This window comes from Streptomyces sp. NPDC052079 (genome assembly GCF_040680275.1).
Lineage (GTDB): Bacteria > Actinomycetota > Actinomycetes > Streptomycetales > Streptomycetaceae > Streptomyces.
Window position 1 is genome coordinate 102,635 of sequence record NZ_JBFAWL010000007.1, and the last position, 23,707, is coordinate 126,341.

20 protein-coding genes and 3 pseudogenes are annotated in these 23,707 nt (G+C 70.9%); 12 read left to right on the top strand and 11 right to left on the bottom strand.

The annotated features are described in order from the left end of the window. Nucleotides 1-10: 10 nt before the first annotated feature. Nucleotides 11-394 (bottom strand): cold-shock protein, encoded by a 384-nt coding sequence (locus AB0L56_RS14205; RefSeq protein WP_361031426.1) that lies wholly within the window; start codon nt 392-394, stop codon nt 11-13. A gap of 257 nt (nt 395-651) precedes the next feature. On the opposite strand from AB0L56_RS14205, the pseudogene AB0L56_RS14210 reads away from it, so the two are divergent. The 3 genes and pseudogenes from AB0L56_RS14210 to AB0L56_RS14220 all read left to right on the top strand — a co-directional run. Then, a pseudogene (locus AB0L56_RS14210) lies at nt 652-885 on the top strand (helix-turn-helix domain-containing protein); the annotation flags it as partial. A 436-nt stretch (nt 886-1,321) separates the two neighbouring features. Continuing rightward, on the top strand, nt 1,322-2,575 hold the full coding sequence (locus AB0L56_RS14215; protein ID WP_365422847.1) for an IS110 family transposase: 1,254 nt from the start codon (nt 1,322-1,324) through the stop codon (nt 2,573-2,575). Continuing rightward, nucleotides 2,572-3,486 carry an IS630 family transposase gene (locus AB0L56_RS14220; protein WP_365422850.1) on the top strand — a complete coding sequence of 305 codons (915 nt, stop codon included), beginning with the start codon at nt 2,572-2,574 and terminating at the stop codon, nt 3,484-3,486. The genes AB0L56_RS14215 and AB0L56_RS14220 overlap by 4 nt, the downstream gene beginning before the upstream one ends. Before the next feature lie 36 nt (nt 3,487-3,522). Here AB0L56_RS14220 and AB0L56_RS14225 read toward each other — a convergent pair whose 3' ends face one another. Beyond that, nucleotides 3,523-3,882, bottom strand: coding sequence for a hypothetical protein (locus AB0L56_RS14225; protein WP_365422853.1), 360 nt, complete (start codon nt 3,880-3,882; stop codon nt 3,523-3,525). A gap of 157 nt (nt 3,883-4,039) precedes the next feature. Next, nucleotides 4,040-5,707, bottom strand: coding sequence for a recombinase family protein (locus AB0L56_RS14230; protein ID WP_365422855.1), 1,668 nt, complete (start codon nt 5,705-5,707; stop codon nt 4,040-4,042). A 222-nt stretch (nt 5,708-5,929) separates the two neighbouring features. Here AB0L56_RS14230 and AB0L56_RS14235 point away from each other — a divergent pair, with 222 nt between their 5' ends. Beyond that, a complete protein-coding gene (locus AB0L56_RS14235; RefSeq protein ID WP_361031429.1) occupies nt 5,930-6,190 on the top strand; it encodes a hypothetical protein in 261 nt (86 codons plus the stop codon). Here AB0L56_RS14235 and AB0L56_RS14240 read toward each other — a convergent pair. Continuing rightward, the gene (locus tag AB0L56_RS14240; protein ID WP_365422858.1) at nt 6,157-6,798 is read right to left on the bottom strand and encodes a haloacid dehalogenase-like hydrolase; all 642 of its coding nucleotides are present in this window, start codon (nt 6,796-6,798) and stop codon (nt 6,157-6,159) included. The two genes, AB0L56_RS14235 and AB0L56_RS14240, sit on opposite strands and share 34 nt — an antisense overlap. Before the next feature lie 282 nt (nt 6,799-7,080). Next, nucleotides 7,081-8,070 carry a hypothetical protein gene (locus AB0L56_RS14245; protein ID WP_365422861.1) on the bottom strand — a complete coding sequence of 330 codons (990 nt, stop codon included), beginning with the start codon at nt 8,068-8,070 and terminating at the stop codon, nt 7,081-7,083. Nucleotides 8,071-8,187: 117 nt separating this feature from the next. On the opposite strand from AB0L56_RS14245, the gene AB0L56_RS14250 reads away from it, so the two are divergent. Further along, the gene (locus tag AB0L56_RS14250; protein WP_365422864.1) at nt 8,188-10,755 is read left to right on the top strand and encodes a helicase C-terminal domain-containing protein; all 2,568 of its coding nucleotides are present in this window, start codon (nt 8,188-8,190) and stop codon (nt 10,753-10,755) included. Between the two features lie 402 nt (nt 10,756-11,157). Continuing rightward, nucleotides 11,158-12,801 carry a DNA repair helicase XPB gene (locus tag AB0L56_RS14255; RefSeq protein ID WP_361031441.1) on the top strand — a complete coding sequence of 548 codons (1,644 nt, stop codon included), beginning with the start codon at nt 11,158-11,160 and terminating at the stop codon, nt 12,799-12,801. 455 nt (nt 12,802-13,256) lie between these two features. Here AB0L56_RS14255 and AB0L56_RS14260 read toward each other — a convergent pair whose 3' ends face one another. Continuing rightward, a complete protein-coding gene (locus AB0L56_RS14260) occupies nt 13,257-13,793 on the bottom strand; it encodes a DUF5709 domain-containing protein (RefSeq protein WP_361031450.1) in 537 nt (178 codons plus the stop codon). Nucleotides 13,794-14,380: 587 nt separating this feature from the next. Here AB0L56_RS14260 and AB0L56_RS14265 point away from each other — a divergent pair. Further along, nucleotides 14,381-16,345 (top strand): AAA family ATPase, encoded by a 1,965-nt coding sequence (locus AB0L56_RS14265; protein WP_365422868.1) that lies wholly within the window; start codon nt 14,381-14,383, stop codon nt 16,343-16,345. 209 nt (nt 16,346-16,554) lie between these two features. Here AB0L56_RS14265 and AB0L56_RS14270 read toward each other — a convergent pair whose 3' ends face one another. The 3 genes and pseudogenes from AB0L56_RS14270 to AB0L56_RS14280 all read right to left on the bottom strand — a co-directional run. After that, entirely contained in the window at nt 16,555-17,244 is a 690-nt protein-coding gene (locus tag AB0L56_RS14270) for a copper homeostasis protein CutC (protein ID WP_365422871.1), read from the bottom strand. Between the two features lie 94 nt (nt 17,245-17,338). Beyond that, complete coding sequence (locus tag AB0L56_RS14275) at nt 17,339-18,022, bottom strand: maleylpyruvate isomerase family mycothiol-dependent enzyme (RefSeq protein WP_365422874.1); 684 nt, start codon at nt 18,020-18,022, stop codon at nt 17,339-17,341. Between the two features lie 154 nt (nt 18,023-18,176). Continuing rightward, a pseudogene (locus AB0L56_RS14280) lies at nt 18,177-18,335 on the bottom strand (DUF397 domain-containing protein); the annotation flags it as partial. Nucleotides 18,336-18,450: 115 nt separating this feature from the next. Here AB0L56_RS14280 and AB0L56_RS14285 point away from each other — a divergent pair. Both AB0L56_RS14285 and AB0L56_RS14290 read left to right on the top strand, forming a co-directional pair. Beyond that, nucleotides 18,451-19,113, top strand: coding sequence for a hypothetical protein (locus tag AB0L56_RS14285; RefSeq protein ID WP_365422876.1), 663 nt, complete (start codon nt 18,451-18,453; stop codon nt 19,111-19,113). 34 nt (nt 19,114-19,147) lie between these two features. Next, nucleotides 19,148-20,224: pseudogene (locus tag AB0L56_RS14290) on the top strand (GNAT family N-acetyltransferase). Here the strand turns inward: AB0L56_RS14290 and AB0L56_RS14295 are convergent. Next, on the bottom strand, nt 20,206-20,484 hold the full coding sequence (locus AB0L56_RS14295) for a DUF4031 domain-containing protein (RefSeq protein ID WP_361031468.1): 279 nt from the start codon (nt 20,482-20,484) through the stop codon (nt 20,206-20,208). The pseudogene AB0L56_RS14290 and the gene AB0L56_RS14295 sit on opposite strands and share 19 nt — an antisense overlap. Further along, nucleotides 20,481-20,882, bottom strand: coding sequence for a hypothetical protein (locus AB0L56_RS14300; protein WP_361031471.1), 402 nt, complete (start codon nt 20,880-20,882; stop codon nt 20,481-20,483). The genes AB0L56_RS14295 and AB0L56_RS14300 overlap by 4 nt, the downstream gene beginning before the upstream one ends. Before the next feature lie 56 nt (nt 20,883-20,938). Here AB0L56_RS14300 and AB0L56_RS14305 point away from each other — a divergent pair, with 56 nt between their 5' ends. From AB0L56_RS14305 to AB0L56_RS14315, 3 genes are all read left to right on the top strand, one after another. Then, nucleotides 20,939-21,889, top strand: a complete 951-nt coding sequence (locus AB0L56_RS14305; protein WP_365422880.1) for a MurR/RpiR family transcriptional regulator — start codon at nt 20,939-20,941, stop codon at nt 21,887-21,889. Between the two features lie 126 nt (nt 21,890-22,015). Then, nucleotides 22,016-22,957, top strand: coding sequence for an N-acetylmuramic acid 6-phosphate etherase (gene murQ, locus AB0L56_RS14310; RefSeq protein WP_365422883.1), 942 nt, complete (start codon nt 22,016-22,018; stop codon nt 22,955-22,957). A gap of 42 nt (nt 22,958-22,999) precedes the next feature. Beyond that, nucleotides 23,000-23,569, top strand: coding sequence for a hypothetical protein (locus tag AB0L56_RS14315; RefSeq protein ID WP_361031481.1), 570 nt, complete (start codon nt 23,000-23,002; stop codon nt 23,567-23,569). Nucleotides 23,570-23,707 lie beyond the last annotated feature (138 nt).

Genomic DNA, 23,707 nt, shown 5'->3' on the forward strand with positions numbered 1-23,707 from the left:
CGCTCTGGTTCTATACGTCGAGCTGGTCGGCGACCGCGCGGAGCAGCCCGGCGATCTTCTTGCCGGCCGCGCGGTCGGGGTAGCGGCCCCGCTCCAGGGACGGCGTGATGCTCTCCAGGAGGGTCGTCAGGTCCTGCACGATGGACGCCAGCTCGTCGGGCTTCTTGCGCTGGGCCGCCGCGACCGACGGGGTCGGGTCGAGGAGGGTCAGGGACAGCGCCTGGTCGCCGCGCTGCCCGGCGACCACGCCGAACTCCACGCGCTGGCCCGGCTTGAGGGTCTCGACTCCGGCGGGGAGGACCGAGGAATGCACGAAGACGTCGCCGCCGTCGTCACGGGAGAGAAAGCCGAAGCCCTTCTCACTGTTGAACCACTTGACCTTGCCAGTCGGCAAAGCACACGCTCCCTCGGTCGCCCCAGGTACGCCCTGGTACTGCTGCCTACAGCCGTCGAACCAGCCTACCGGCCCTCTCCCCACGTAGGCACGGGCGGAAACAGCGGAGAGTGTCGATACCGCCACAGGGGCTCACTGGTGAATCTGACTAGCCGTCGTCCATAGATCACTAGTGCTGTGACCGGGAAGGTTCGCCGGGTTGGTGGCTGGGGCGGTTGGATGGGCGGTCACGTTCGTTTCGATCGCTGGAGGTGCGAGTGGCGGAGCCTGTCCGTGTACGCCGACTGACTGACCAGGAAGGACAGAAGCTGCAGCAGATCGTTCGCCGTGGAAGCACCAGTTCGGTGCGCTACCGACGGGCGATGATGCTGCTGGCCTCGGCCGGCGGGAACCGGGTCCCGGTGATCGCGAAGCTGGTCCAGGCCGACGAGGACACTGTCCGCGACGTGATCCACCGGTTCAACGAGATCGGCCTGGCCTGCCTGGACCCTAATTCGTTGGTAGCGGCACCGGCGCGGCTTCTTGGAGCACTGCCGGACTGTTCGAGTACGGGACTGTGACGCCTTCCTGGACCCAGGCTGATGAGGCCTTCACTGAGAGCGGCGCACGGCCCCAGTGCTCGAGGTGATGGCGGGCGCGTGGACGCCGGGCGGACAACCTATACAAGCCCCGGCCTGCGAGGCCTCCAGGTAGAGCGGTGACGTTCGTCGTCTTCACGGCCGCCACCACCCGCGGCGTATTCACTCGTTGGAGTTGGTGGTGCGAGCCCGTTTCACGGTGACCTCTTACCAATCCCGAGCCTCGAGCTCTGGACAAGACCGAGACCCGTGGGACGCGCTGGTGCCGCGAACGGCTTGTGAGATGTCGGACCGAAGAGTCCTGGAATTAGGGAGCCGCGTGGCCCGCATGCGCTCGTGACCAGCGCAGATGCCAGCGCCGAAGGGGAGGAGCAACTTGATCTACTACGGGATCGACTGGGCTGAGAAGCATCACGACGTCGCCCTGATCGACGACACTGGACAGCTGCTGGCCAAGCGCCGCATCACCGACGACGCGGCTGGCTACCGGCTGCTGCTGGACCTGCTCGCCGAGTACGGCGACACGGAAGACGACCCGATCCCGATCGCCATCGAAACCAGCCGTGGCCTCCTGGTCGCGGCCCTGCGCCAGGGTAATCGGAAGGTCTTCGCGATCAATCCGATGGCCGCTGCCCGCTACCGCGACCGGCACGGCGTCTCCCGCAAGAAGTCCGACCCTGGCGACGCTCTGGTGCTGGCCAACATCCTGCGCACCGATATGCCCATGCACCGGCCGCTGCCGGCAGACACCGACCTCGCACGCGCCATTGCCGTCCTCGCCCGCGCCCAGCAGGACGCCACCTGGAACCGGCAGCAGATCGCCAACCAGCTCCGCTCGCTGCTACGCGAGTACTACCCCGCCGCCCTGGACGCCTTCGCCAGATGGACCAACGGCCTGTGCCGTCCCGAAGCCCTCGAACTGCTCAAGCTTGCCCCTACCCCCAGCCAGGCCGCCCGGCTCACCCGCGCCCAGCTCCGATCCGCCCTCAAACGAGCCGGCCGCAGCCGCGGCATCGAAGCCGAGGCCGACCGGCTCCGCGAGGTCTTCCGCGGCGACTACGCGAGCCAGCCGCAGCTGGTCGAAGACGCGCTCGGCAAGCAGGTCTCCGCCCTCCTACGGCAGTTGGAAGCCGCCTGCCTCGCTGCTGACGAGCTCGCCGAGGCGGTCGAGGAGTCCTTTCTCCAACACCCGGACGCCAAAGTCATCTTGAGCTTCCCCGGCCTCGGTATGCAGCTCGGCGCCCGGGTGCTGGCCGAGATCGGCGATGACCGCCAGCGGTTCGTCGACGCACGTGGCCTGAAGGCCTACGCAGGCTCCGCCCCCGTCACCCGCGCGTCCGGCAAGAAACACCACGTCGGGCGTCGCATGGTCAAGAACGACCGGCTTAACCATGCCGGCTACCTGTGGGCCTTCTCCGCTCTGCGGTCCTCTCCCGGCGCGGACGCCCACTACCGGCGCCGACGCGAGCAAGGAGACTGGCACGCGGCCGCCCAGCGACACCTGTTCAACCGCATGATCGGCCAGTTCTACCACTGCCTTCAGGCAGGCGAACTGTTCGACGAACACATCGCCTTCCCCTCCGAACTGGCCGCAGCAGCTTGACGACTTGGCATCGTGAGATGTCTCAGTGGGCGGGAGGCCGTCCCCGCCTGCTCACCCCTGAGGACGAGGACTTCGTCATCCAGACGGCCACGACCCGCCCGGCCAGGCTCGGTCAGCCCTTCACCCGCTGGTCGATCCGCAAACTCGCCGCCTACCTGCGCCGCGTGCACGGACGCGTCATCCGCATCGGCCGGGAAGCGTTACGGTGCCTTCTCCGGCGCCGCGGGATCACCTTCCAGCGCACCAAGACCTGGAAGGAGTCGCCCGACCCCGAGCGTGACGCCAAGCTCGACCGCATCGAGCACGTGCTGGAGCATTTCCCGGACCGGGTCTTCGCCTTCGAAGAGTTCGACCCCCTGGGCATCCGGCCCACCGCCGGCTCCTGCTGGGCCAAGCAGGGCAAGCCCGACCGCCTCCCGGCGACCTACCGCCGCACGCACGGTGTGACCTACTTCCACGGCTGCTACTCCGTCGGCGACGACCGGCTGTGGGGCGTCAACCACCGCCGCAAAGGCACCGCCAACACGCTGGCCGCGCTGAAGTCGATCCGCGCCGCCCGACCCGACGGCGCCCCGATCTACATCATCCTGGACAACCTCTCCGCCCACACCGGAGCGGACATCCGCCGCTGGGCGAAGAAGAACAAGGTCGAGCTGTGCTTCACCCCGACCTACGCCTCCTGGGCCAACCCGATCAAGGCCCACTTCGGCCCGCTGCGGCAGTTCACCCTGGCCAACTCCCACCACCGCAGCCACCCGGCACAGACCCAGGCCCTGCATCACTACCTGCGCTGGCGCAACGCCAACGCCCGCCACCCCGACGTCCTCGCCGCACAACGCAAGGAACGCGCCCGCATCCGCGGCGAGAAAGGCATCCGCTGGGGCGGACGTCCCCTCGCACCAGCAGCCTGACCAACCCCGTCACGCGGCAGGCGAGCAAGCTGCCTCTCAGCCTTCAAGAGGTTCGACTGGGGCAGATGTCCGGGCGCCTGAATCCTTGCGTGCCGAGAGCAGGAACAGGACCGCAGCGGCGGCGATGAAGCCGAAACCGACGGTCATGCAGACCATGACCGTCTCGAATGAGGCATCGGCGATCCGGGGGATGCCGTTAACGAGCATGAGGGCGTAGATGCACAGAATGCCGTAGGCGCGAAGCCGCAACCCGGCCTGTCGCTTGCGCAACCACGGCGGTGTCCACCCCGCCAGTATCGCCACCGGCACCGGCAGCAGGAGCGCCGTGGACACCGCCAGCACTATCCAGTGGTAAAGCGGATTGCCGTTCACCCGGCCCCCTTCGTAGGCGATCACCAGCCTACGGAGGTTGGCGAGGCCCGTCCACGCCGAACACCGCGAGCTTCCGGCGAACCTATCCGGTCAGAGCACTAGCTAGCCGACCACAGACAGCAGAGAGCCCCTGTGACGCCCTCCCAGACTCGGGAAGGTATCCAGGGGCTCTCTTGCGTTCTCAGAAGCTCTCAGACGACCGCAGGTTCACTTCAACGACAGGCCCTTGCTTCAGAAGATCTGCCGCCACCTCGATCTTGCGCCAGTAGCCTTCCGGTGCGTTGTGAGTGTGCACCGGATTCAGACTGGCCCAACCACGATTGGGGAAGAGTTCTTCGGCCATGGTCTTGATATCTCCTAGGTTCATGACGTACCCCCGATCCTTCTTGTCGGCGCCCTCGCCCCAGACAAAGACCTTTACGCCATAGGCCCGAAGAAAGTTCCTACGGTCTTCCTGGTCTTTTGCTTCCCAGACTTCGCCGTACTTCTTACCCGTTGCCTTGAGAGTCGGGTTAGCCCTCTCCGCTTCCTGCTTTGCGAGAAGAGCGACCTTTCCGGAGAGCGACTTATGCATACGCTGATAGGACTCTTCCTGTCCCTCTCCGTCGTAATCTCCTGCGATGTACTTAGCTTCCAGGTTTTCCAGGCGTGCCCTAGCCGCCTGGAGTTCCCTTGCCTGCGAAGGGCCCACTCCTGCCCTCTCGTACATGTCCCACTGACCAATACTTTCCCGGATCACCCGGTCAACCCAGGAATCAAGAACGTCTGCCCGGATATAGGGGCCGCTCTGACAAGCGCCACCCTTGAACTTGTTGGAGCACCGGTAGTACCTGTGTCCTGGTGTCTTGGTGCCGTCTTTCCTGGTGTAGCCCGTGCCCATGAGGGAAGTGAATGCCGCTCCGCACTCCCCACAGTGGCCGACACCGGACAGGAGACTCTTAGCACTGTTCCGGGTACCCGTAGAGGCTCCCTCTGGCTTCTCTGCGGGCTTGATCTTGTCTACTAGGTCCGTCCACTCATCCATCGTGGCTAGGGGCGTCTCAGGGAGGATTACGGGGTCTCCGTTATCGTCTAGGACGGCTTCCCCCCTGTAGGTGTAGATACCGGGAACCCAAGAGGAGCGGATGAACTTGTTGATAATGGTGGACTGCCATTGCGTCCCCTTGATTCCTTCCCCCTTCAGCTTTCGCAGGTGATCCCCCCACGTGAGTACGCCACGGCCGTTGAAGTCTCGGGCAATCCGGTGCGTGGACTGTCCCTCACCAATGCGCCGGAAGATCTCTTCTACGTAGGGGTGGAAGTCCTGGTCAATCTCCAGGATCTTCCGCTTCCCTCCCTCTACGGCCTTGATGCGGTAGCCGGTAGGCGGAGCGCCGACGAGCCAAGAACGGTTCTCCAGGCGGCTCTGTACGCCGTTCAGGATGCGTGCCTGGATTGTGTCCCACTCAGCTTCGGCAAAGACGGCCGTCATGCGAGCCATCATCTTGCCTTGGGGAGTCGAGAGGTCGAACCCCTCTTCTACGCACACGATGAACTTGCCGTTTTGCTGCGCCCACTCCAAGAGTTCGTTGAAGTGCATTGACCGGCGGGTAAGCCTGTCCATCTTGGCTGCAATCAAGACATCAAATTGGTCCGCCCTGTCATTGAGCCACTTCCCCAGCTTCGGCCGCTTGAAGGGGGACAGGGAGCCTGAGACGTCCGTGTCCTCTGCCTCCCCCACCAGGTGGCCGGAGATGTGAGGGGCCGTCAGATAGTGGCTGGTCACTCGGCGCTGCCACTCGATGGACGTAGAGCCGTCCGAGTCGGCAGAGAGGCGGAGGCAGGCGAGATACCGAAGGTTGGGTTCCATGGGGAAGACTGTAGCGGGCCTCTGTGCCTAGTGGGCTCGCTTGACCTTGCCGGTGGGCACGTCTCTCGTCCTCGTACTCGTCGGGAAAACTGCTTCTGAAAATGGCTCTACATAGCACTCGGGCGGGCCCGATGACCCGCCAGTACCAAGGCTAATGGTCTTCAGGCCGGTGACAAGACGTCACCCGGTTGTTCCTCTCGCGCTGGGAACTACCCTGGTCCGGTGCGTGACAAAACCCAAGTGAATTCCACCGCGCCCGGCGACGGCCTGGTCCGTGCCGGTGCCATCGTCTTCTTCGTCGGTGCCGTGGCCACTCTGGTCACTGTGGCCCCGCTGTTCCTGGGAACCTCGCCCTTTCCGACGTACATGTTCGGATTGAGCATGCTCATGGGCGTCGGATTCCTGATGGCCGGCGCGGGGGTACTCCGTTCGGCCGCGGCGGGACGGCGTCAGGCGCGCGCCGCGCTGCCGTCCGAGCGGTAGTCCGAAAACCATCGCGGGAATTCGGTCAGATCGGCGAGGATGACGTCCGCGCCGGCCTCGCGCAGCTCCGCGGCGTCGCAGGGCCCGCCGGTCACCGCGACGGACAGCGCACCGGCGGCCCGCGCGCCGCGCACGTCGCCCACGTGGTCGCCGACATAGACGGCGGCCTCGTGCTCCCGCAGCGCCAGCGCCTTCTGCTCGGCCCACAGGCCGCCGATCACGGCGTCCGGTTCGATACCGAGGTGGGCCAGGTGCAGCTTGGCGCTGGGCTCGTACTTCGCCGTGACGACGATCGCCCGCCCGCCCGCTTCCCGTACGGCCGATATCGCCTCACGGGCGCCGGGCATGGCGGGCGTCGGGGTGATGGCGTACTCGGGGTACATCTCCCGGTACAGCTCCACCACCTCCTCCACCCGCTCGGCCGGAAACCAGTTGGCCAGCTCCTCCCCCAACGGCGGCCCGAGCCGACTCACCGCGAGATCGGCGTCAATGTACGTCCCCGTCCGGTCCGCCAACGCCCGATAGCACTCCCGAATCCCGGGCCGCGAGTCAATAAGCGTCATATCAAGATCAAACCCAACAGCAAACGAGAACGGGATCAAGGCCATGCCCCCCATTGTGCCGCCCAGGCAGCCGCGCCCAGCCGCGCCGCCGCCGTAACTGCGGGCAGTCGTGCCGCCGACGCAGCTGCGGGCAGTCGTGCCGCTGGGGCGGCACGGGTGGGCGCAGCGGCACCGGCCCAGCGCCGTCAGCCCCAACGCCGGTACCCGAGCCGAAGCACCGGCCCCCCTGCAAACGCCCGTCAGCGGCGCCGCAGCGGCACCGGCCCAACGCCGAGACCCCCGCCGCAGGCACCCGAGCCGAAACACCGGCCCCCCTGCAAGCGCGCGTCAGCGCCCCCGCTGCGACCGCCACACAAGAAACAGCGCCGACGAAACCGCCGCCCCCCGAACGACCCACGGCCACGTCTCCGACATCGCCGCGTTCATCTCACCCTCGTGAATCGCCGCACCCCACCGCTCCGCCGCCCTCCCCCACAGCCACACCACCCCGCCCGTAAGCGCGAGCCCGGGTATGACGACGACCGCCCACTTCGACTCCGCAGGAGTCAGTCGGCGCGAGGCCCACGCGATGAGCCACCCGAGGATCAGGGCGAACCAGTTGCCGAGCACGGCCCCCGCGACCAGCGACCCGGCGGCCAGCAGCAGCAAAGGATTGCTCCAGCGCCGGGACGGCAACCGCAGCATGCGCCGACGCGGCGCGACGCCCTCCTCCGCCTCCCCGGCGACGACCGCCTCCGAATCGGACGGCTCCCCCTTCGTCACCGGCGCCGAAGCCGAAGCCGGAGCCCGAAGCAGCTCCGGAATCTCCACCCCACCCACGAAGCCCGGCACATCGTCCCCGACACCGAAGACACTGTTGTCCACCCGCCACCAGTCAGGCTGCCCGGCACTGTCCCCGAGTTCGTCGGTACCGGCCCGATGCGGCGGCGACGGCACGTCGGCAGGGGCGGGACCCTCCGGCGAGGCCGGCCGCGGCCGGGGAACGACCCGCCGCAGCACACCCTTGGCCCGCCCCTCACCCTCCCGCTGCACCGGCACAGCGGCAGGCGCCGCAGAACCCTCCGCCCCGTCCCCCGACGAGCCCGCCGCCGTACCCTCCGCCGCCGACACCACCTCAGTCGGCGTACCGATCCGAGAGATGATCCGGCGCACCGCAGCGGGTGAATCGACCACAGCCTTCGCCCGCCGCCGATCGATCTCGTCACGCAGTCCGGCGACCAGCCGCATGCGCGCCGCCGACGGCAGCTGCCGCTGCTGCGCGACATCGCCGACGCGGCTCAGATATTCGTAGACGACCTGGTCACTCTCGATACCCACGAAGTCCCCTCCGGGGCGGATGCGTTGGGACACCGTCGCCCGACCGTACCGCGAGTCGCCCCGGCCGACCCAACTCCCGCCACGCCACGGACGTACCCACCCGCTAACGTGGGGCGGATGAGCACCGAGGAGAATCCCGCGGCGGCCCCCCGATCCCTCGCCGAGGCCCTTCGGGGGCGGGACGACGTCTCCCTGGCCGCGCTGCTGCGCAGCCGGCCGGACCTCATCACGCCCGTGCCCACCGATCTCACCCAGCTCGCCACCCGCGCCGGCACCCGGGCCTCGGTGGTGCGGGCGCTGGAGCGGCTGGACCGGTTCTCGCTGCAGACCGCCCAGGCGCTGGCCGTGGCCTCCGACCCGGCGACGTACGACGAACTGCTCGGACTGCTGGCGGGCGACGACGGTGACCCGGCGGTCTCCGCCGCGCTGCCGCGCACGCTCGCCGCACTGCGCGAGCAGGCCCTGGTGTGGGGCGGTGACGACCGGCTGCGGCTGGTCCGCACCGCCCGCGAGCTGCTGGCGCCGTCGCCGCAGCACCCGTCGCCGACCGGGCTCGGCCCGACGGTGCGGGAGGCCACCGCGGGGATGTCGCCGGGGCGGATCCAGGAAATCGTGACGACGGCGGGGCTGCCGTCCACGCACGACTCGGTGTCCGCCGTGGCCGATCTGACCGCCCTGTTCAACGACCCGGCGCGGATGTCCGCGCTGCTCGACGAGGCACCGGCCGAGTCCGTCGAGGTGCTGGAACGGCTGGTCTGGGGCCCGCCGTACGGGCAGGTCACCGCCGATCCCGCGCCCCGGCTGCGCTGGCTGCTGGACCGGGGGCTGCTGCTGCCGACGGCGCCCGGGACGGTCGTCCTGCCGCGCGAGGTGGCGCTGCGGCTGCGGGCGGGGCGAGCGCACCGGACGCCGGAACCGGTGCCGCCGCCGGTCGAGGCCGCCGCGACGCACCGTCCACAGGTTGTGGACGCGACGGCGGCCGGGCAGGCGTACACGGCGCTGGCGACGGTCGAGGAACTGCTGAAGGAATGGCACGAGGGCGGCCCGGCGGTACTGCGGGCGGGCGGCCTGAGCGTGCGGGATCTGAAGCGGACGGCCGCGGCCCTCGACGTGACCGAGCCGGTGGCGGCGTTCTGGGTCGAACTGGCCTACGCGGCCGGGCTGGTCGCCTCCGACGGGGAGGCCGACGAGCGGTACGCGGCGACGCCCGCCTACGACGAGTGGCGTGAGCAGCCCCCGGCGGAGCGGTGGGCGCGGCTGGCCACGGCGTGGCTGGCGGCGACACGGACGGCGGGGCTGGTCGGCGGGCGGGACGCGAAGGACCACACGCTGTCGGCGCTGGGTCCGGGCCTGGACCGCTCGGCGGCACCGGAGGTACGGCACCGGGTGCTGACGCTGCTCGCGGCCCTCCCGGAGGGGGCCGCACCGGCCGGTGAGTCGATCCTGGCCCGGCTGGCCTGGGAACGGCCGCCGCGCGCGGGCGGTCGCGGCCCGGTGGCCGCCGGGGACGCCGACGATCCGCGGGCCCGGCTGGCGCGGTGGGCGCTGACCGAGGCAGAGATGCTGGGGGTGACCGGTCGGGGAGCCCTCTCCACGCACGGGCGAGCGCTCATCGGTGCACCCGCGCCCCGGCGGGCGGAGGCGGAGCCGGAGCCGGAAGGGCCCGGCGACAAGCTGCCCGTGCACCACCGGCCCACCCCGCCGCCCGCTCCCCTCTCCCCGGCCGAACAGGCCACCGCCGCCGCTGCCGCCGCCCGTCTGCTCGCGCCGCTGCTGCCGGAGCCGCTGGACCACGTCCTGCTCCAGGCCGATCTGACGGCGGTGGCGCCCGGCCCGCTGGAGCGGCCGCTCGCCGACATGCTGGGTGTGCTCGCGGACGTGGAATCGAAGGGTGGCGCGACGGTCTACCGGTTCACGCCCGGCTCGGTCCGGCGGGCGCTCGACGCCGGGCAGACCGCCGCCGACCTGCACGCCTTCCTGGCCGCGCACTCCCGTACGCCGGTGCCGCAGCCGCTGACGTATCTGATCGACGACGTGGCCCGCAGGCACGGGCACCTCCGGGTGGGCGCCGCCTCGGCGTACGTCCGCTGCGACGACGACGCGGTGCTCAGCGAGATCCTCGCCGACAAGCGGGCCGCCGCACTGGGCCTGCGCCGGCTCGCACCGACCGTGCTCGCCGCGCAGGCCGACCCGGCCGGCCTGCTGGAGGGACTGCGCGCGATGGGCTTCGCTCCGGCCGCCGAGTCCGCCCAGGGCGATGTCGTGATCGCCCGGGCCCACGCCCACCGGACTCCGCCGCGCACGCCGCCGGAGCCGGTTCCGGACGGGCCGCCCGTCCCGGACGACACCCTGCTGACGGCGGCGATCCGCGCCATCCGGGCCGGCGACCTCGCCTCGACCGCCCCGCGCAAACCGGCCTCCGGTGACAGTTCCGGCCGACAGGGCGAGCTGCCCCGTACGACCGCCGCCGAGACGCTCGCCACCATGCAGGCGGCCGTCCTCACCGGCGAGGCGCTGTGGATCGGCTACGTCAACGCCGAGGGCGCGGCGAGCCAGCGTGTGATCGCTCCAGTGCGCGTCGAGGGCGGCTTTGTCACGGCGTACGACCACACCGCCGACGAGGTGCGTACGTATCCGCTGCACAGAATCACGGGCGTCGCGGAGCTGGCGGACGAGGAAAGCTAACCCGTTCGGGTGAACGGCGGGTTTCACGCACGCCACGCCCGGCATGTCCATCGGACGAGCGAGGCTCCGGCCGCCTCCGCATGGTGCGGCCGGCCGTGGGGCAGCCACCGGGTGTCCTGAACGGGCGCGCAAACCATCGTGACCCGTTCGATCCGTTTCTCGTTCTGACCGTTTCTCTTTCTCTTTCTGACGGCGGGCCGGTCCTCGTCCCCGGGGCCGGCCCGCCACGTCCCGACCGTGGAGGACCGCTGTGGAGGACCGCTGGTGAACAAGCTCACGCCCGCCGCACCGAAGTAGCGCTGCCCGCTCAGGACCGCGACAGCGTGCGATCAGGCAAACTGGAGGTTTGGCCGAGCAGTGCCCGGCCGCGTCCGTCGCCGAGCCGCAGAAAGGCAGCCGCGCGTGAATGGTCCGCTCATCGTCCAGTCCGACAAGACCCTGCTCCTGGAGGTCGACCACGAGCAGGCCGACGACTGCCGCCGGGTCATCGCGCCCTTCGCCGAGCTGGAGCGGGCGCCCGAGCACATCCACACCTACCGCGTGACCCCGCTCGGCCTGTGGAACGCGCGGGCGGCCGGGCACGACGCCGAGCAGGTCGTGGACGCACTGGTGCAGTACAGCCGCTACCCGGTGCCGCACGCGCTGCTCGTCGACATCGCCGACACCATGGACCGCTACGGTCGGCTCAGCCTGGTCAAGCATCCGGCGCACGGACTGGTGCTCACCAGCACCGACCGGCCCGTGCTGGAGGAGGTGCTGCGCTCCAAGCGGATCGCGCCGCTCGTCGGCGCCCGGATCGACCCGGACACGGTGGTCGTGCATCCCTCGGAGCGCGGGCAGATCAAGCAGACGCTGCTGAAGCTGGGCTGGCCGGCGGAGGACCTCGCCGGGTACGTGGACGGCGAGGCGCACCCCATCGAGCTGGTCGAGGACGGGTGGGCGCTCCGCCCGTACCAGAAGCAGGCCGTGCAGAACTTCTGGCACGGCGGTTCCGGCGTGGTCGTCCTCCCCTGCGGCGCGGGCAAGACGCTGGTCGGCGCGGGTTCGATGGCGCAGGCGAAGTCGACGACGCTGATCCTGGTCACCAACACGGTCTCGGCCCGCCAGTGGAAGCACGAGCTGGTGAGGCGGACCTCGCTGACCGAGGACGAGATCGGCGAGTACAGCGGGACGCGGAAGGAGATCCGCCCCGTCACCATCGCCACGTACCAGGTGCTGACGACGAAGCGGAAGGGCATCTACCCCCACCTGGAGCTGTTCGACTCCCGGGACTGGGGTCTGATCCTCTACGACGAGGTGCACCTGCTGCCCGCCCCCGTCTTCAAGTTCACCGCCGACCTCCAGGCCCGGCGGCGGCTCGGCCTGACCGCGACGCTCGTGCGCGAGGACGGCCGCGAGTCGGACGTGTTCTCGCTGATCGGCCCGAAGCGGTTCGACGCGCCGTGGAAGGAGATCGAGGCGCAGGGCTACATCGCGCCCGCCGACTGCGTGGAGGTCCGGGTCAATCTCACCGACTCCGAGCGGCTCGCGTACGCGACCGCGGAGCAGGAGGAGAAGTACCGGTTCTGCTCGACGACGGCGACCAAGCAGAAGGTGACCGAGGCGATCGTCCGGCGGTTCGCGGGCCAGCAGATCCTCGTCATCGGGCAGTACATCGACCAGCTCGACGAGCTGGGCGAGCATCTGGACGCACCGGTGATCAAGGGCGAGACGTCGAACACGCAACGGGAGAAGCTGTTCGAGGCGTTCCGGCAGGGCGAGATCAGTGTCCTGGTGGTGTCCAAGGTCGCGAACTTCTCCATCGACCTTCCGGAGGCGACGGTGGCCATCCAGGTGTCGGGCACCTTCGGCTCCCGGCAGGAGGAGGCGCAGCGGCTCGGCCGGGTGCTGCGGCCGAAGGCGGACGGGCACCAGGCCCACTTCTACTCGGTGGTCGCCCGGGACACGCTCGACCAGGACTTCGCGGCGCACCGCCAGCGGTTCCTGGCGGAGCAGGGGTACGCCTACCGGATCATGGACGCGGACGAGCTCCTGGCGGAGAGCTGAGCGGGCGCCGCGTCACCCCTCGGGCAGGTTGAACACCACCGCCAGGACGATCAGCAAGGGCAGCAGCGACAGGCCCGCCAGCCAGACCCGCGGCACCCGCCGGCGGCGGGTCCACGGCAGCAGCCAGGAGGCGAGCCAGGCGCCGGACGCGAGGATGCCGCCGTAGAACAGGGTCGTGAGGACCAGAGTCAGGGCGTCGGTCAGCGCCTGCGAGCACGCTCATGCCTCCATGGTTGCTCTTCGCCCCCGGCGCGGGCATCGGTCGAAAGGACCGATCCCCGGGCCCCGCACGTACGCCTCCAGGGCGACCCCTACCCCTCAGGCAGGACGGGGGCGTCCCCTAGGGCCTGTCCCGGCGGATCAAGTCGGGGACGCGGGGTCTGGCACGCCCATCCGCGGCCCCCTGGACGCGACGAACAAGCTGCGGCGAATCGACCGGCTGCGAGGCCGACGCCTCAGTCCTGCCTGCGCCGGGGGCGGGGGTAAAGGAGGGGATCGTCCGGAGGGATGGGGTCGTCGTCGGGCGGCGAGAAGTTGTCGTCGGTGACGTGGGCAGCGGCCTCCTCGGCACTGGCCGCTCCCCCGTCGATGCCGACGTCGTAGGCGACCTCGTCCTTCTCGGTGTCGGGATGTGCGCCCTCGTCCGGGGCGATCAGGCGGCCGGCGCGCGCCTCACCCGCCTCTGGGTCGATGACCTCGCCGTCACCGCCGGGCAGGTCGCCCACCCCGTCACCCTCCGGCTCCCGTACATCCTGCTCCTCCTGGATCAACCGCTGGTCGAGGCTCTCGCGCTCCCGCTGCTCGGCCGCGGTCGTGCCGTGCTTGGTGACGCCGAGCGGCTTCTCGGGCGGGGAGTACCCCTCGTCGAGGAGTTCGTCATAGTTCGGTTCCTCGACCGCGTCCTCCAGGTCGTCCAACCGTGCGGTGCTCTCTTCGCGCACGTCGTTCTGGGTCGGCTGGTAGACGTCGTCGGCCATCGGATCGGTGTTCACCTGTGGGCCTCCCTCCTTCCAGTGGCTTTCAGGAGCGTCGACATCCGCGTTTCCCGGTATTGCCGTCCCAAGCAAACTGCTTGGCCGGAGCACTGATTGAACTCCGGACAGTGACCGGAGAATCACCCTCCGCTCAAACCTGAAGAGTCAGTCAGCGCGGCTGTCATCAGACTGGCTGACGCCAGGTTGGCACAGGCTCAACGGCGCCAACGTCGCTCTGGGGGCGGACCTGTCGGGTCAGTGACCGATCGCGTCCGGTTCGGCAAGCCTCGCTGACCACGGGACCGGTGCGGGGGCCGGCCGACGTGCCCGTCGTACGGGAAGCGGACGCATAAACCGTTTGGAGCGCACCGGCCCCGCGTCCTAGACTCTCCGCTCTTGCCCGCCTCCCTCACGGAGCGCCGCCGCCCGGACGGAAACCGGCCGGTATTACGCAGCAACCCCAGCAGCAGGTTCCCGGAGGCACCCCCTTGTCCGCGTCCACGCCGGTAGACGAGCCCGTAGACGAACCCGCGAGCAGTCCCGCGGACGACCCGCTCGCGCGAGAGCGCGCCCACCTCTCCGCGTCACGTTCCGCACTGCGCGCGATGCGTGAGGACGTCGAAGCCCTCGACATCAGCAATGTCACCGCGAACTGGGTCAACGCGGCCGTCCTGCAGCGCCAGATCGAGGAGCGCATCAAGGCGCTGGCCGACCTCAGCGACACCCCGCTGTTCTTCGGCCGCCTCGACTACCTGCACGCCCCCGGCGCGGAACAGGCCGAGGGTGCGGACGGGGAACGCTTCTATATCGGGCGCCGGCATGTGCACGACGGGGACGGCGACCCGATGGTGATCGACTGGCGTGCGCCGGTGTCGCAGCCGTTCTACCGGGCGTCCAAGAAGGACCCGATGGACATCGGGCTGCGCCGCCGCTTCGGCTGCACCGGCGGCGACCTCACCGCGTACGAAGACGAGCACCTGTCCGACCCGGCCGAGGCGGCGACCACCAGCAAGCTCCTCCAGCAGGAGATCGAGCGCCCGCGCGTGGGCCCCATGCGGGACATCGTCGCGACGATCCAGCCCGAGCAGGACGAGATCGTGCGGTCGGGGCTGTCCGGCGGCGTCTGCGTGCAGGGAGGACCCGGCACCGGGAAGACGGCTGTCGGCCTGCACCGGGTCGCCTACCTCCTCTACGCCCACCGCGAGCGGCTGGCCCGCACGGGGACACTGGTCGTCGGGCCGAACCGCTCCTTCCTCCACTACATCGAGCAGGTGCTCCCGGCCCTGGGCGAACTCACCGTCGCCCAGGCCACCGTGGACGACCTGGTAGCGCACGTGGAGGTGCGCGGGACGGACGACGCCACGGCGGCGGTGGTCAAGGGTGACGCGCGGATGGCCCAGGTCCTGCGCAGAGCCCTCTACTCCCATGTCACGACGCCCACCGAGCCGGTCGTGGTCGTGCGCGGATCGCGCCGCTGGCGGGTCCCGGCGTACGAACTCGAGGAGGTCGTGCGGCAGTTGCTGGACCGGGACATCCGCTACGGGGCCGCCCGCGACGCGCTTCCGCAGCGGATCGCGCACGCGGTGCTGGTGCAGATGGAGCGGGCGGGTGAGGCGCCGGACGACCGGGTGCAGGACGCGGTGGCGCGCAACGCGGCGGTGAAGGCCGCGGTGAAGGCGGTGTGGCCGGCCGTCGACCCGGCGAAGCTGGTGCTGCGACTGCTGGGCGACGCGGAGTTCCTCGCGGAGCACGCGGAGGGGCTGCTCGACGAGCAGGAGCAGAAGACGATCCTCTGGACGAAGCCGGCGCGGTCGGTGAAGTCGGCGAAGTGGTCGGCGGCGGACACGGTGCTGATCGACGAGGCGGCGGACCTGATCCAGCGGACGCCGTCGCTCGGGCACGTGGTGCTGGACGAGGCGCAGGACCTCTCCCCCATGCAGTACCGGGCGGTGGGCCGCCGCTGCACGACCGGCTCGGCGACGGTCCTCGGCGACCTGGCGCAGGGCACCACGCCGTGGGCGACGCGCAGTTGGGAGGACGCCCTGTCCCACCTGGGGAAGCCGGACGCGGTGATCGAGGAACTGACGGCCGGTTTCCGCGTCCCCACGGACGTCATCACGTACGCCTCCCGGCTCCTCCCGCACATCGCTCCGGGGCTGACCCCGGTGGCGTCGATCCGTGAGAACCCGGGCTTCTTCGAGGTCCGCCGGTCCCAAGGGACGGACGACGTGGTGGCCGCGTGCCGTGAACTCCTGAGCAACGAGGGCTCGGTCGGCCTGATCGCGGCGGACGCCCGCATCCCGGACCTCGCGGAGGCGCTGACGACCGCCGGGATCGCGTACGTCGCCCCCGGCGAGGAGACCACCCGGTCCACCCGCCTCACCCTGGTCCCCGCCTCCCTGGCGAAGGGCCTGGAGTACGACTACGTACTCCTCGACGAACCCAGCGCAGTGGTGAACGCCGAACCCGACGAACGCACCGGCCTCCGCCGCCTGTACGTCACCCTCACCCGAGCCGTCTCAGGCCTGATCGTGACCCACACGACTCCACTCCCGCCCCAACTGACGTAACGCAGCCTGCGGGCAGTCGCGTAACGCAGCCTGAGCCTGCGGCCAGTCGCGCAACGCAGCCTGCGGGCAGTCGTGCCTCCCCCAGTGCCTTAAAGGCCTGGGAGGTACCCCCAGGGCGGCACGGGTGGGCGATGGGGGTCCCCCCGCTCGAGCGAAGCCGAGAGTGGGGGAGGCACCCCGCCGGCGCCGGGCTGCGCAACACCCACCGCTCAGCCCCCCAGCACCCGCCGCCACTCCGCAACGGCATCCGCCGACACCGGCCCGTCCCAGCCCCGCGGCCGCGCCGCCCCGCCGATGTGGAAGGCGTCGATCCCAGCCGCCAGCAACCCCCGCACATGCTCCAGCCGTAGACCGCCGCCCACCAGCAACTGCTGGCCGTACCCCGGCTCACCTCGCCGCCCCGCCTCCGCGCACAGCACCGGCAGCCCCGCGTCCACCCCCTCCGCCGCGCCCGCGGTCAGGTACGTGTCCAGGCCAGGGAAGTCCGCGAGCTGCTTGCGCAACGCGTCCCGGTCGGCGGCCCGGTCGATGGCCCGGTGGAACGTCCACCGGCAGCCCTCCAGCTCGGCCGCGACCCGCTCCACCGCCGCCAGATCCACCTGGCCGTCCGCGTCGAGGAAACCGAGGACGAACTCCTCCGCCCCTGCCTCCCTCATCTCGCACGCCGCCGTGACCAGCCGTTCCACCGCGCCTGCCGCGAACCCGTCCGCCAGCCGCAGCATCACCCGCACCGGGATGTCCACGGCCGCGCGGAGCCCCGCGACGGTCGCCGCCGAAGGGGTCAGCCCGTCCGCCGCCATGTCCGTGACCAGCTCGAGGCGGTCCGCACCTCCGGCCTGGGCGGCGACCGCGTCCTCGACGTCGAGGGCGATCACCTCCAGGACTGCTCGCTTGCTCATGGGACCCCATTCCTCGGCATCAGACGGCGACTACAGGTCTAGTCCAATCCAGACTACGCCCGACCGCCCACCCGAGGCTGCCCCACCCCTCCGCTCAGTCCCCGAAGATGTTCAGCTCCGCCGCCTCCGCCCCGGCCAGCTCGTACGAGGCCCCGTCGTCCACCGCGCGTCCCGCGTACAGCCGCACCAACGTCGGTCCGTCGCCGATGAAGCGGGCCGGGGGACGCTCCCCCGAGGTGTCGCCCAGCCGCAGCGGCTCGTCGGCGTCGTCAAGGTCGGCATGCAGCGGCAGATGCCCCTGCCGGCCGGTCACCTGCGCCAGCAGGGTGAGCGCGTACGGCAGCCCCGCGCCCGCGTACGCGCCCGGCTCGCCCAGCGCGACCCGCACGTCCCCCGCGTGCACCCACTCGCCCAGCGCTAGCACGTCCAGCACGCCGCCCGCCTTCGCGATGACCGGCCCGGCCTCGGTCATGCCGCGTTCCAGTTCGTCGAGGATCTGCGCGTTGGTCCAGCCGGCCCGCTCGTCGATGTCCCGCTGGTTGCCCGCCGGGGAGAACACGTCCTTCTCGTACCGGCTCTCCACCACCCGCGACAGCGCCGCCGAGCAGTGCGCCAGCACGTCCCGTACCGTCCAGCCCGGACACGCCGTCACCGGCAGCGCGAAGTCCGCGTCGTCCCGCCCCCGCAGCAGGGGCACCAGCTCGTCCCGCTCGACGGTCAGCAGCCGCCCGGGCAGCTCGGGGTCTCGTACGTTCTGCACATCCGCAGGAGTCGTCATGCCGTCCACGCTAGTGGTGGACGGACCTCGATGTCCGTACCGACCGTGGTACGCCGGTGCTGTCCTGCCGACCGCTCCCGGAAAGCACTCGGGCCGCTCCCGAAGGAGCGGCCCAGGACCTGGTGCAGCCGTATGCACCGGGTCAAGCCGACCGTCACGCCATGTTGACGTCGGTTTCGGTCAGGCGTGCGTGCGCGACGAACGCGGACCACGCGTCCGGCGCCACCGCGAAGGTGCCCTGGCCGGTGTCCTTTGAGTCGCGGACGTGGACGGAGGTGAGGGAGGCGGCGACTTCCAGGCACTCGCCGCCCGCGCCTCCTCTGCCTGTGCTCGCAGGATCCTTACCTCATGGCGAAGCCCCGGGGGAAGACCGTGCGGGCGGAGCTGCCGCTGTGACGCATGGGGCGCGGACCGGAAACAATGGGCGCATGGCCGACACTCGAGACCTCCGTGACCGTTTCGTCCGCGCCCTGGAAGGGGCCCGGGGATCCTCGGAGGGGCCTGACCCCGTGCCGTATGCGGAGAATCTGATTGTCCGCTGGCAGGAGCCGCAGCGGCACTACCACACGCTCACCCACCTCACGGCCGTCCTCGACCGCGTCGACACGCTGGCGGAACACGCCGACGACCCCGACGTCGTACGGCTCGCCGCCTGGTTCCACGACGCCGTGTATCTGCCGGAGCGGTCCGAGAACGAGGAGCGGTCCGCCCGGCTCGCCGAGCGGGCGCTTCCCGAGGCCGGGGTGTCGGAGGAGAAGACCGCCGAGGTCGCCCGGCTGGTACGGCTTACCGTCACGCATGATCCGGCCGACGACGACCGCGACGGGCAGGTGCTGTGCGATGCCGATCTCGCGATCCTCGCGGCGCCGCCGTCGTCGTACGCCGCCTACACCGCCGCCGTCCGCGAGGAGTACCACTTCGTGCCGAACGACGCCTTCCGTGCGGGCCGGGCCGATGTGCTGCGGCAACTGCTCGCCCTGCCCCGCCTGTTCCGTACGCCGTACGGGCGGGAGCACTGGGAGGCCACCGCCCGCTACAACATGCGCGGAGAACTGGAAATGCTGTCGACCGCACCCGCACCGCCCGCCTAGCCTGCCCCGCATGCATGCCTCGGGAGCGGATCAGGTGGAGGAAGCCGTCGCGGACTGCGTGGCGGCGCTGGGGGCGGTCACCGACCGGGACTGGAGGGCGGTGAGAGCGGGGCGGCTGGAATGGTCCTGCCAGGAGACGGCGACGCACATCGCGAGCGACCTCATCGCGTACGCGGGACAGCTCGCCGGGCGGGCGCAGAACGCGTACGTGCCCTTCGAGATCACCCTCGAGGGCAGCGAGGAGGGTCTGGACCCTGCGGACAACTAGGGCGCCCTCCACGTGATCACCACAACCGGCGCCCTGCTCGCCGCCGCCGTCCGCACCACCCCCCGCTCCGTACGCGCCTTCCACCCGTACCCCTTCCGGCACGCCAACCGCGAGGGGTTCGCCGCGATGGGCGTGACCGAGGTGCTGCTGCATACGCACGACATCGCCGATGGAATGGGGATCGGCTACGAACCGCCCGCCGAGCTGGCGTCCTTCGTGCTGACGCGGCTCTTCCCGCAGGTCAAGCCGGGTCCCACGCCATGGCGGACGCTCCTGTGGGCGACCGGGCGCGGCGAACTGCCGGGCCGGGAGCCGGTCACCGCGTGGCGCTGGAGCAACAACCCGGTGCTCCGCTCGGAGCGGCTGACCCTGGAGGGCGTCACCCCGGCGGCCGCCGCCGACCTGTCCCTCGTGGGTGACGGCGGCTTCGCATGGGTCGGCGGGGCCGCGGCCGACGGCACCCGTAAGGGCGCCGGGAACGTGGTCAAGCAGTACGAGGAAGGCGTGTTCCACCCGGAGTGGGGCATGTACGCGCTGGTCCGGCGCGAGGACGACCTCGCGGTGGGCGCGATGGGCTTCCACGGGGTCCCGGACGGGGACGGCCGGGTCGAGATCGGCTACGACCTCGTGGCGGGCGCCCGCGGCCAGGGCTATGCCACCGAGGCGCTGCGCACGCTGTCCCGCTGGGCGCTGGAGCAGGACGGCATACGGACCGTGGCGGCCGTCGTCGACCACGAGAACGTGCCCTCGCAGAACGTCGTCACCCGGGCCGGCTTCACCCGGGTCTCCGAGGACATGGGGCAGATCTCCTACGAACTGCTCTCCTACGAACTGCGCGGCTGAGCCGCGCCCTTGCGCCGCCGCAGTCCCGCCCCGTGCAGCAACTCCACCACCTGGCGGCTGCTCACCTCGACGGCCCCCGCGCGCACCGCGTCCGCGTACCGGTGCGCGGGGATGTCGTAGTGGTCGCGTTCGAAGGCGCGGCGGGGCACGCCCAGACGGTCGGCGAAGGCGTGCAGTTCGGCGTAGGAGAGGTCGCTGACGAGGTGGGACCAGAGCAGGCCGTGTCCGGGCCAGGTGGGCGGGTCGATGTATACCGTCACGAAGGCGCCGCTCCGCCCAATGCCCCCACCGGGGCGACCTTGACGCCCGCCTTGTGGCAGACCCAGTGCGGGTCGGGGCCGAGTTCCGGCTCCACCTCCAGCGCATGCGGGTCGCCGGTGCCGCAGACCGGGCACAGGGGCCAGCGCCCGTGCCGTTCCAGCAGGGCGTCCTGGACGTCCTGGGCGACCAGGCCGGGGAGGAATCCGATGCCTTCCGGCCACTGCTCGACCCACCAGCGCCGGTGCGCCACGGAGTCCTCGACCATGGACACCACGTCCGCCTCGGCGACCTCGCGCGCGACCAGATCGGCGAGCACGAGGGCGCGTGCCGCGTGCAACGCTTGTTCCAGGGGGTCGACCGGGCCGGCGGAGGACTCGCCGTGGGGCTGGGGTTCCATGTCCCTATTGTGCGCACTCTTGACCGGGAGGCCGCAGCGAAAATATCTTTCATACTGTGACCAATGAGCTGAAGGAAACTTTCGCGGGTGGTCCGGGCGCCACCACGCCCGCCCCGCCTGCCCCGCCTGCCCCCGCCGCCCTCGCGGCGAAGGTGCGCACACTGGCACCGTCGATGACCCGGTCCATGCAGCGGGTCGCCGAAGCCGTCGCCGATGACCCTGCCGGCTGCGCGGCCCTCACGGTCACCGGCCTCGCCGAACTCACCGGCACCAGCGAGGCCACCGTCGTCCGCACCGCCCGCCTGCTCGGCTACCCCGGCTACCGCGATCTGCGCCTGGCGCTGGCCGGGCTCGCCGCCCAGCAGCAGTCCGGGCGCGCGCCCGCCATCACCACGGACATCGCGGTGGACGACCCCATGGCCGACGTCGTCGCCAAGCTCGCCTACGACGAGCAGCAGACCCTGGCCGACACCGCCGCCGGACTGGACACCGTGCAGCTCGCCGCCGCCGTGTCCGCCCTGGCCGGCGCCCGCCGCACCGATGTGTACGGCGTGGGCGCGTCGGGTCTCGTCGCCCAGGACCTCACCCAGAAGCTGCTGCGCATAGGCCTGCTGGCCCACGCCCACAGCGACCCCCACCTCGCGGTCACCAACGCGGTGCAGCTCCGTTCGGGTGACGTGGCGATCGCCATCACGCACTCCGGATCGACCGGGGACGTCATAGAACCGCTCCGGGTGGCCTTCGAGCACGGAGCGACGACGGTGGCGGTCACCGGCCGTCCGGACAGCCCCGTCACGCAGTACGCCGACCACGTCCTGACCACGTCCACGGCCCGCGAGAGCGAGCTGCGGCCCGCCGCGATGTCCTCCCGGACGGGGCAGTTGCTGGTGGTGGACTGTCTGTTCGTGGGGGTCGCGCAGCGGACGTACGACGCGGCGGCGCCGGCGCTGGCCGCTTCCTACGAGGCCCTGGCGCACCGGCACCGGGCGGGCCGCAAGGGGCCGTAAGGGCGGAGCGCTGTTGCCAAGCACGGGTGATCCGTCGTCGACCGCGCCCACGCGGCGAAACCGCAGATCGACACAGCCCCGCGCCCCCAGGTGATCCGCCCAACCCGGACTCGAAAGACACCGCCCATGACTCCCACCCCGGACCACCCCGACCTTCGTTCCCAGTTGGAGACGCTGACCACCGAGGCGTTCCGCCCGGAGCTCGCGGACATCGACCGGCTGCCCACGCTCGACATCGCGCGACTGATGAACGGCGAGGACGCCACCGTGGCCGGCGCCGTCGCCGAGCAGGTGCCGGCGATCGCCGCCGCGATCGACGCCGTCGCCGAGCGGATGGCCCGCGGCGGCCGGCTGGTCTACGCGGGCGCGGGCACCGCAGGGCGGCTGGGCGTGCTGGACGCCTCCGAGTGCCCGCCGACCTTCAACACCGCCCCCGAGCAGGTCGTCGGCCTGATCGCGGGCGGCCCCGACGCCGTGGTCACCTCCGTGGAGGGCGCCGAGGACTCCCCGGAGCTGGCCGAGGCCGACCTGGCAGCACTGCAGCTGACCGCCGACGACACGGTGGTCGGCATCTCCGCCTCCGGCCGCACCCCCTACGCGATCGGCGCCGTCGCCTACGCCCGCGCCCGCGGCGCCCTCACCGTCGGCCTGGCCTGCAACCGGGCCAGCGCGCTCGCGGCGGCGGCCGAGCACGGCATCGAGGTCGTCGTCGGCCCGGAGTTCCTCACCGGATCCACCCGCCTCAAGGCCGGCACGGCACAGAAGCTGGTCCTGAACATGCTGTCGACGATCACGATGATCCGGCTGGGCAAGACGTACGGGAACCTGATGGTCGACGTCCGCGCCTCCAACGAGAAGCTTCGGGCCCGCTCCCGCCGTATCGTCGCGCAGGCGACGGGCGCGGCGGACGACGTCGTCGAACGCGCCCTGACCGCCACGGACGGCGAGGTCAAACACGCGATCCTGGTCATCCTGGCCGACGTCGACGGCCCCACGGCCACCCGCCTCCTCACCGAGTCCGACGGCCATCTGCGCACCGCGCTGGCGAAGGCGGGTGCCGGGGCATAGGCGACCGGCGGATACTGGGGGGACCCGACCCGGAGACGAAGCATGAATCACGCGCAGCTCACCGCCCTGGGCCGCGCCCTGCGTGTGCTCGGGGAGCACGGCGAGGCGCTGTCCGCCGACACGCCGGACGCCCGGCTGCACGAGGTGAAGAACGACCTGCGGCGGGCCCTGGACCTGCTCGAGGAGAGCGTCACCACGGCCGCGCCCAGCACGCGCTGCGCCGAGCACCCCACAGGACCGGTGGACAAGAGCGCCCCGGACCTGTGTCTGCTCTGCGAGACCCGGCGTCGCGCCGCCCGCCGCGCCGAGTTCAACGGCCCCGCGCCGGCGCCCCGGCCGGCCGAGCGCCCGGAGTCCCGGTACGGGGTGCGCGGTGACCGGCCGCAGCCGCAGCAGCGCTGGCTGCCGGAGGCGTGGAACGGCCAAGCGTGGCAGCTGTGCGGGACACCGCGCCGGGACCGGCGCGAGGCCGAGCTGTTCATCGCGGCGCAGCGGCGCGGGTCCCGGCCCGCCATGGCGTACCGGATCGTGCACGAGTTCACCGACTACGAGGTGCTCCGGGTGTGGGGCACCCCGGTCAGGGTGGACATCGAACCGATGGGCAATCTCTGAATCGAGCCCATGGGCGGTCTCTGAGGGGTGCCCGGCAGCACGCGGGCCGACGGCCGGGGGCCCCGCATACGCCGAGGGCGGCACCCCCTGTCGGAACAGGGAGTGCCGCCCTCGGTCACGCGACGGACGGATCCGATC

Bases quoted from the DNA above. Each gene is read 5' to 3' on its own strand.
- AB0L56_RS14270 (WP_365422871.1), bottom strand. From the start codon at position 17,244: ATGAGCAAGCGAGCAGTCCTGGAGGTGATCGCCCTCGACGTCGAGGAC.
- AB0L56_RS14285 (WP_365422876.1), top strand. From the start codon at position 18,451: ATGGCCGACACTCGAGACCTCCGTGACCGTTTCGTCCGCGCCCTGGAA.
- AB0L56_RS14265 (WP_365422868.1), top strand. From the start codon at position 14,381: ATGCGTGAGGACGTCGAAGCCCTCGACATCAGCAATGTCACCGCGAAC.
- AB0L56_RS14275 (WP_365422874.1), bottom strand. From the start codon at position 18,022: ATGACGACTCCTGCGGATGTGCAGAACGTACGAGACCCCGAGCTGCCC.
- AB0L56_RS14230 (WP_365422855.1), bottom strand. From the start codon at position 5,707: ATGGAACCCAACCTTCGGTATCTCGCCTGCCTCCGCCTCTCTGCCGAC.
- AB0L56_RS14250 (WP_365422864.1), top strand. From the start codon at position 8,188: ATGAGCACCGAGGAGAATCCCGCGGCGGCCCCCCGATCCCTCGCCGAG.
- AB0L56_RS14315 (WP_361031481.1), top strand. From the start codon at position 23,000: ATGAATCACGCGCAGCTCACCGCCCTGGGCCGCGCCCTGCGTGTGCTC.
- AB0L56_RS14300 (WP_361031471.1), bottom strand. From the start codon at position 20,882: ATGGAACCCCAGCCCCACGGCGAGTCCTCCGCCGGCCCGGTCGACCCC.
- murQ (WP_365422883.1), top strand. From the start codon at position 22,016: ATGACTCCCACCCCGGACCACCCCGACCTTCGTTCCCAGTTGGAGACG.
- AB0L56_RS14215 (WP_365422847.1), top strand. From the start codon at position 1,322: ATGCCAGCGCCGAAGGGGAGGAGCAACTTGATCTACTACGGGATCGAC.
- AB0L56_RS14240 (WP_365422858.1), bottom strand. From the start codon at position 6,798: ATGGCCTTGATCCCGTTCTCGTTTGCTGTTGGGTTTGATCTTGATATG.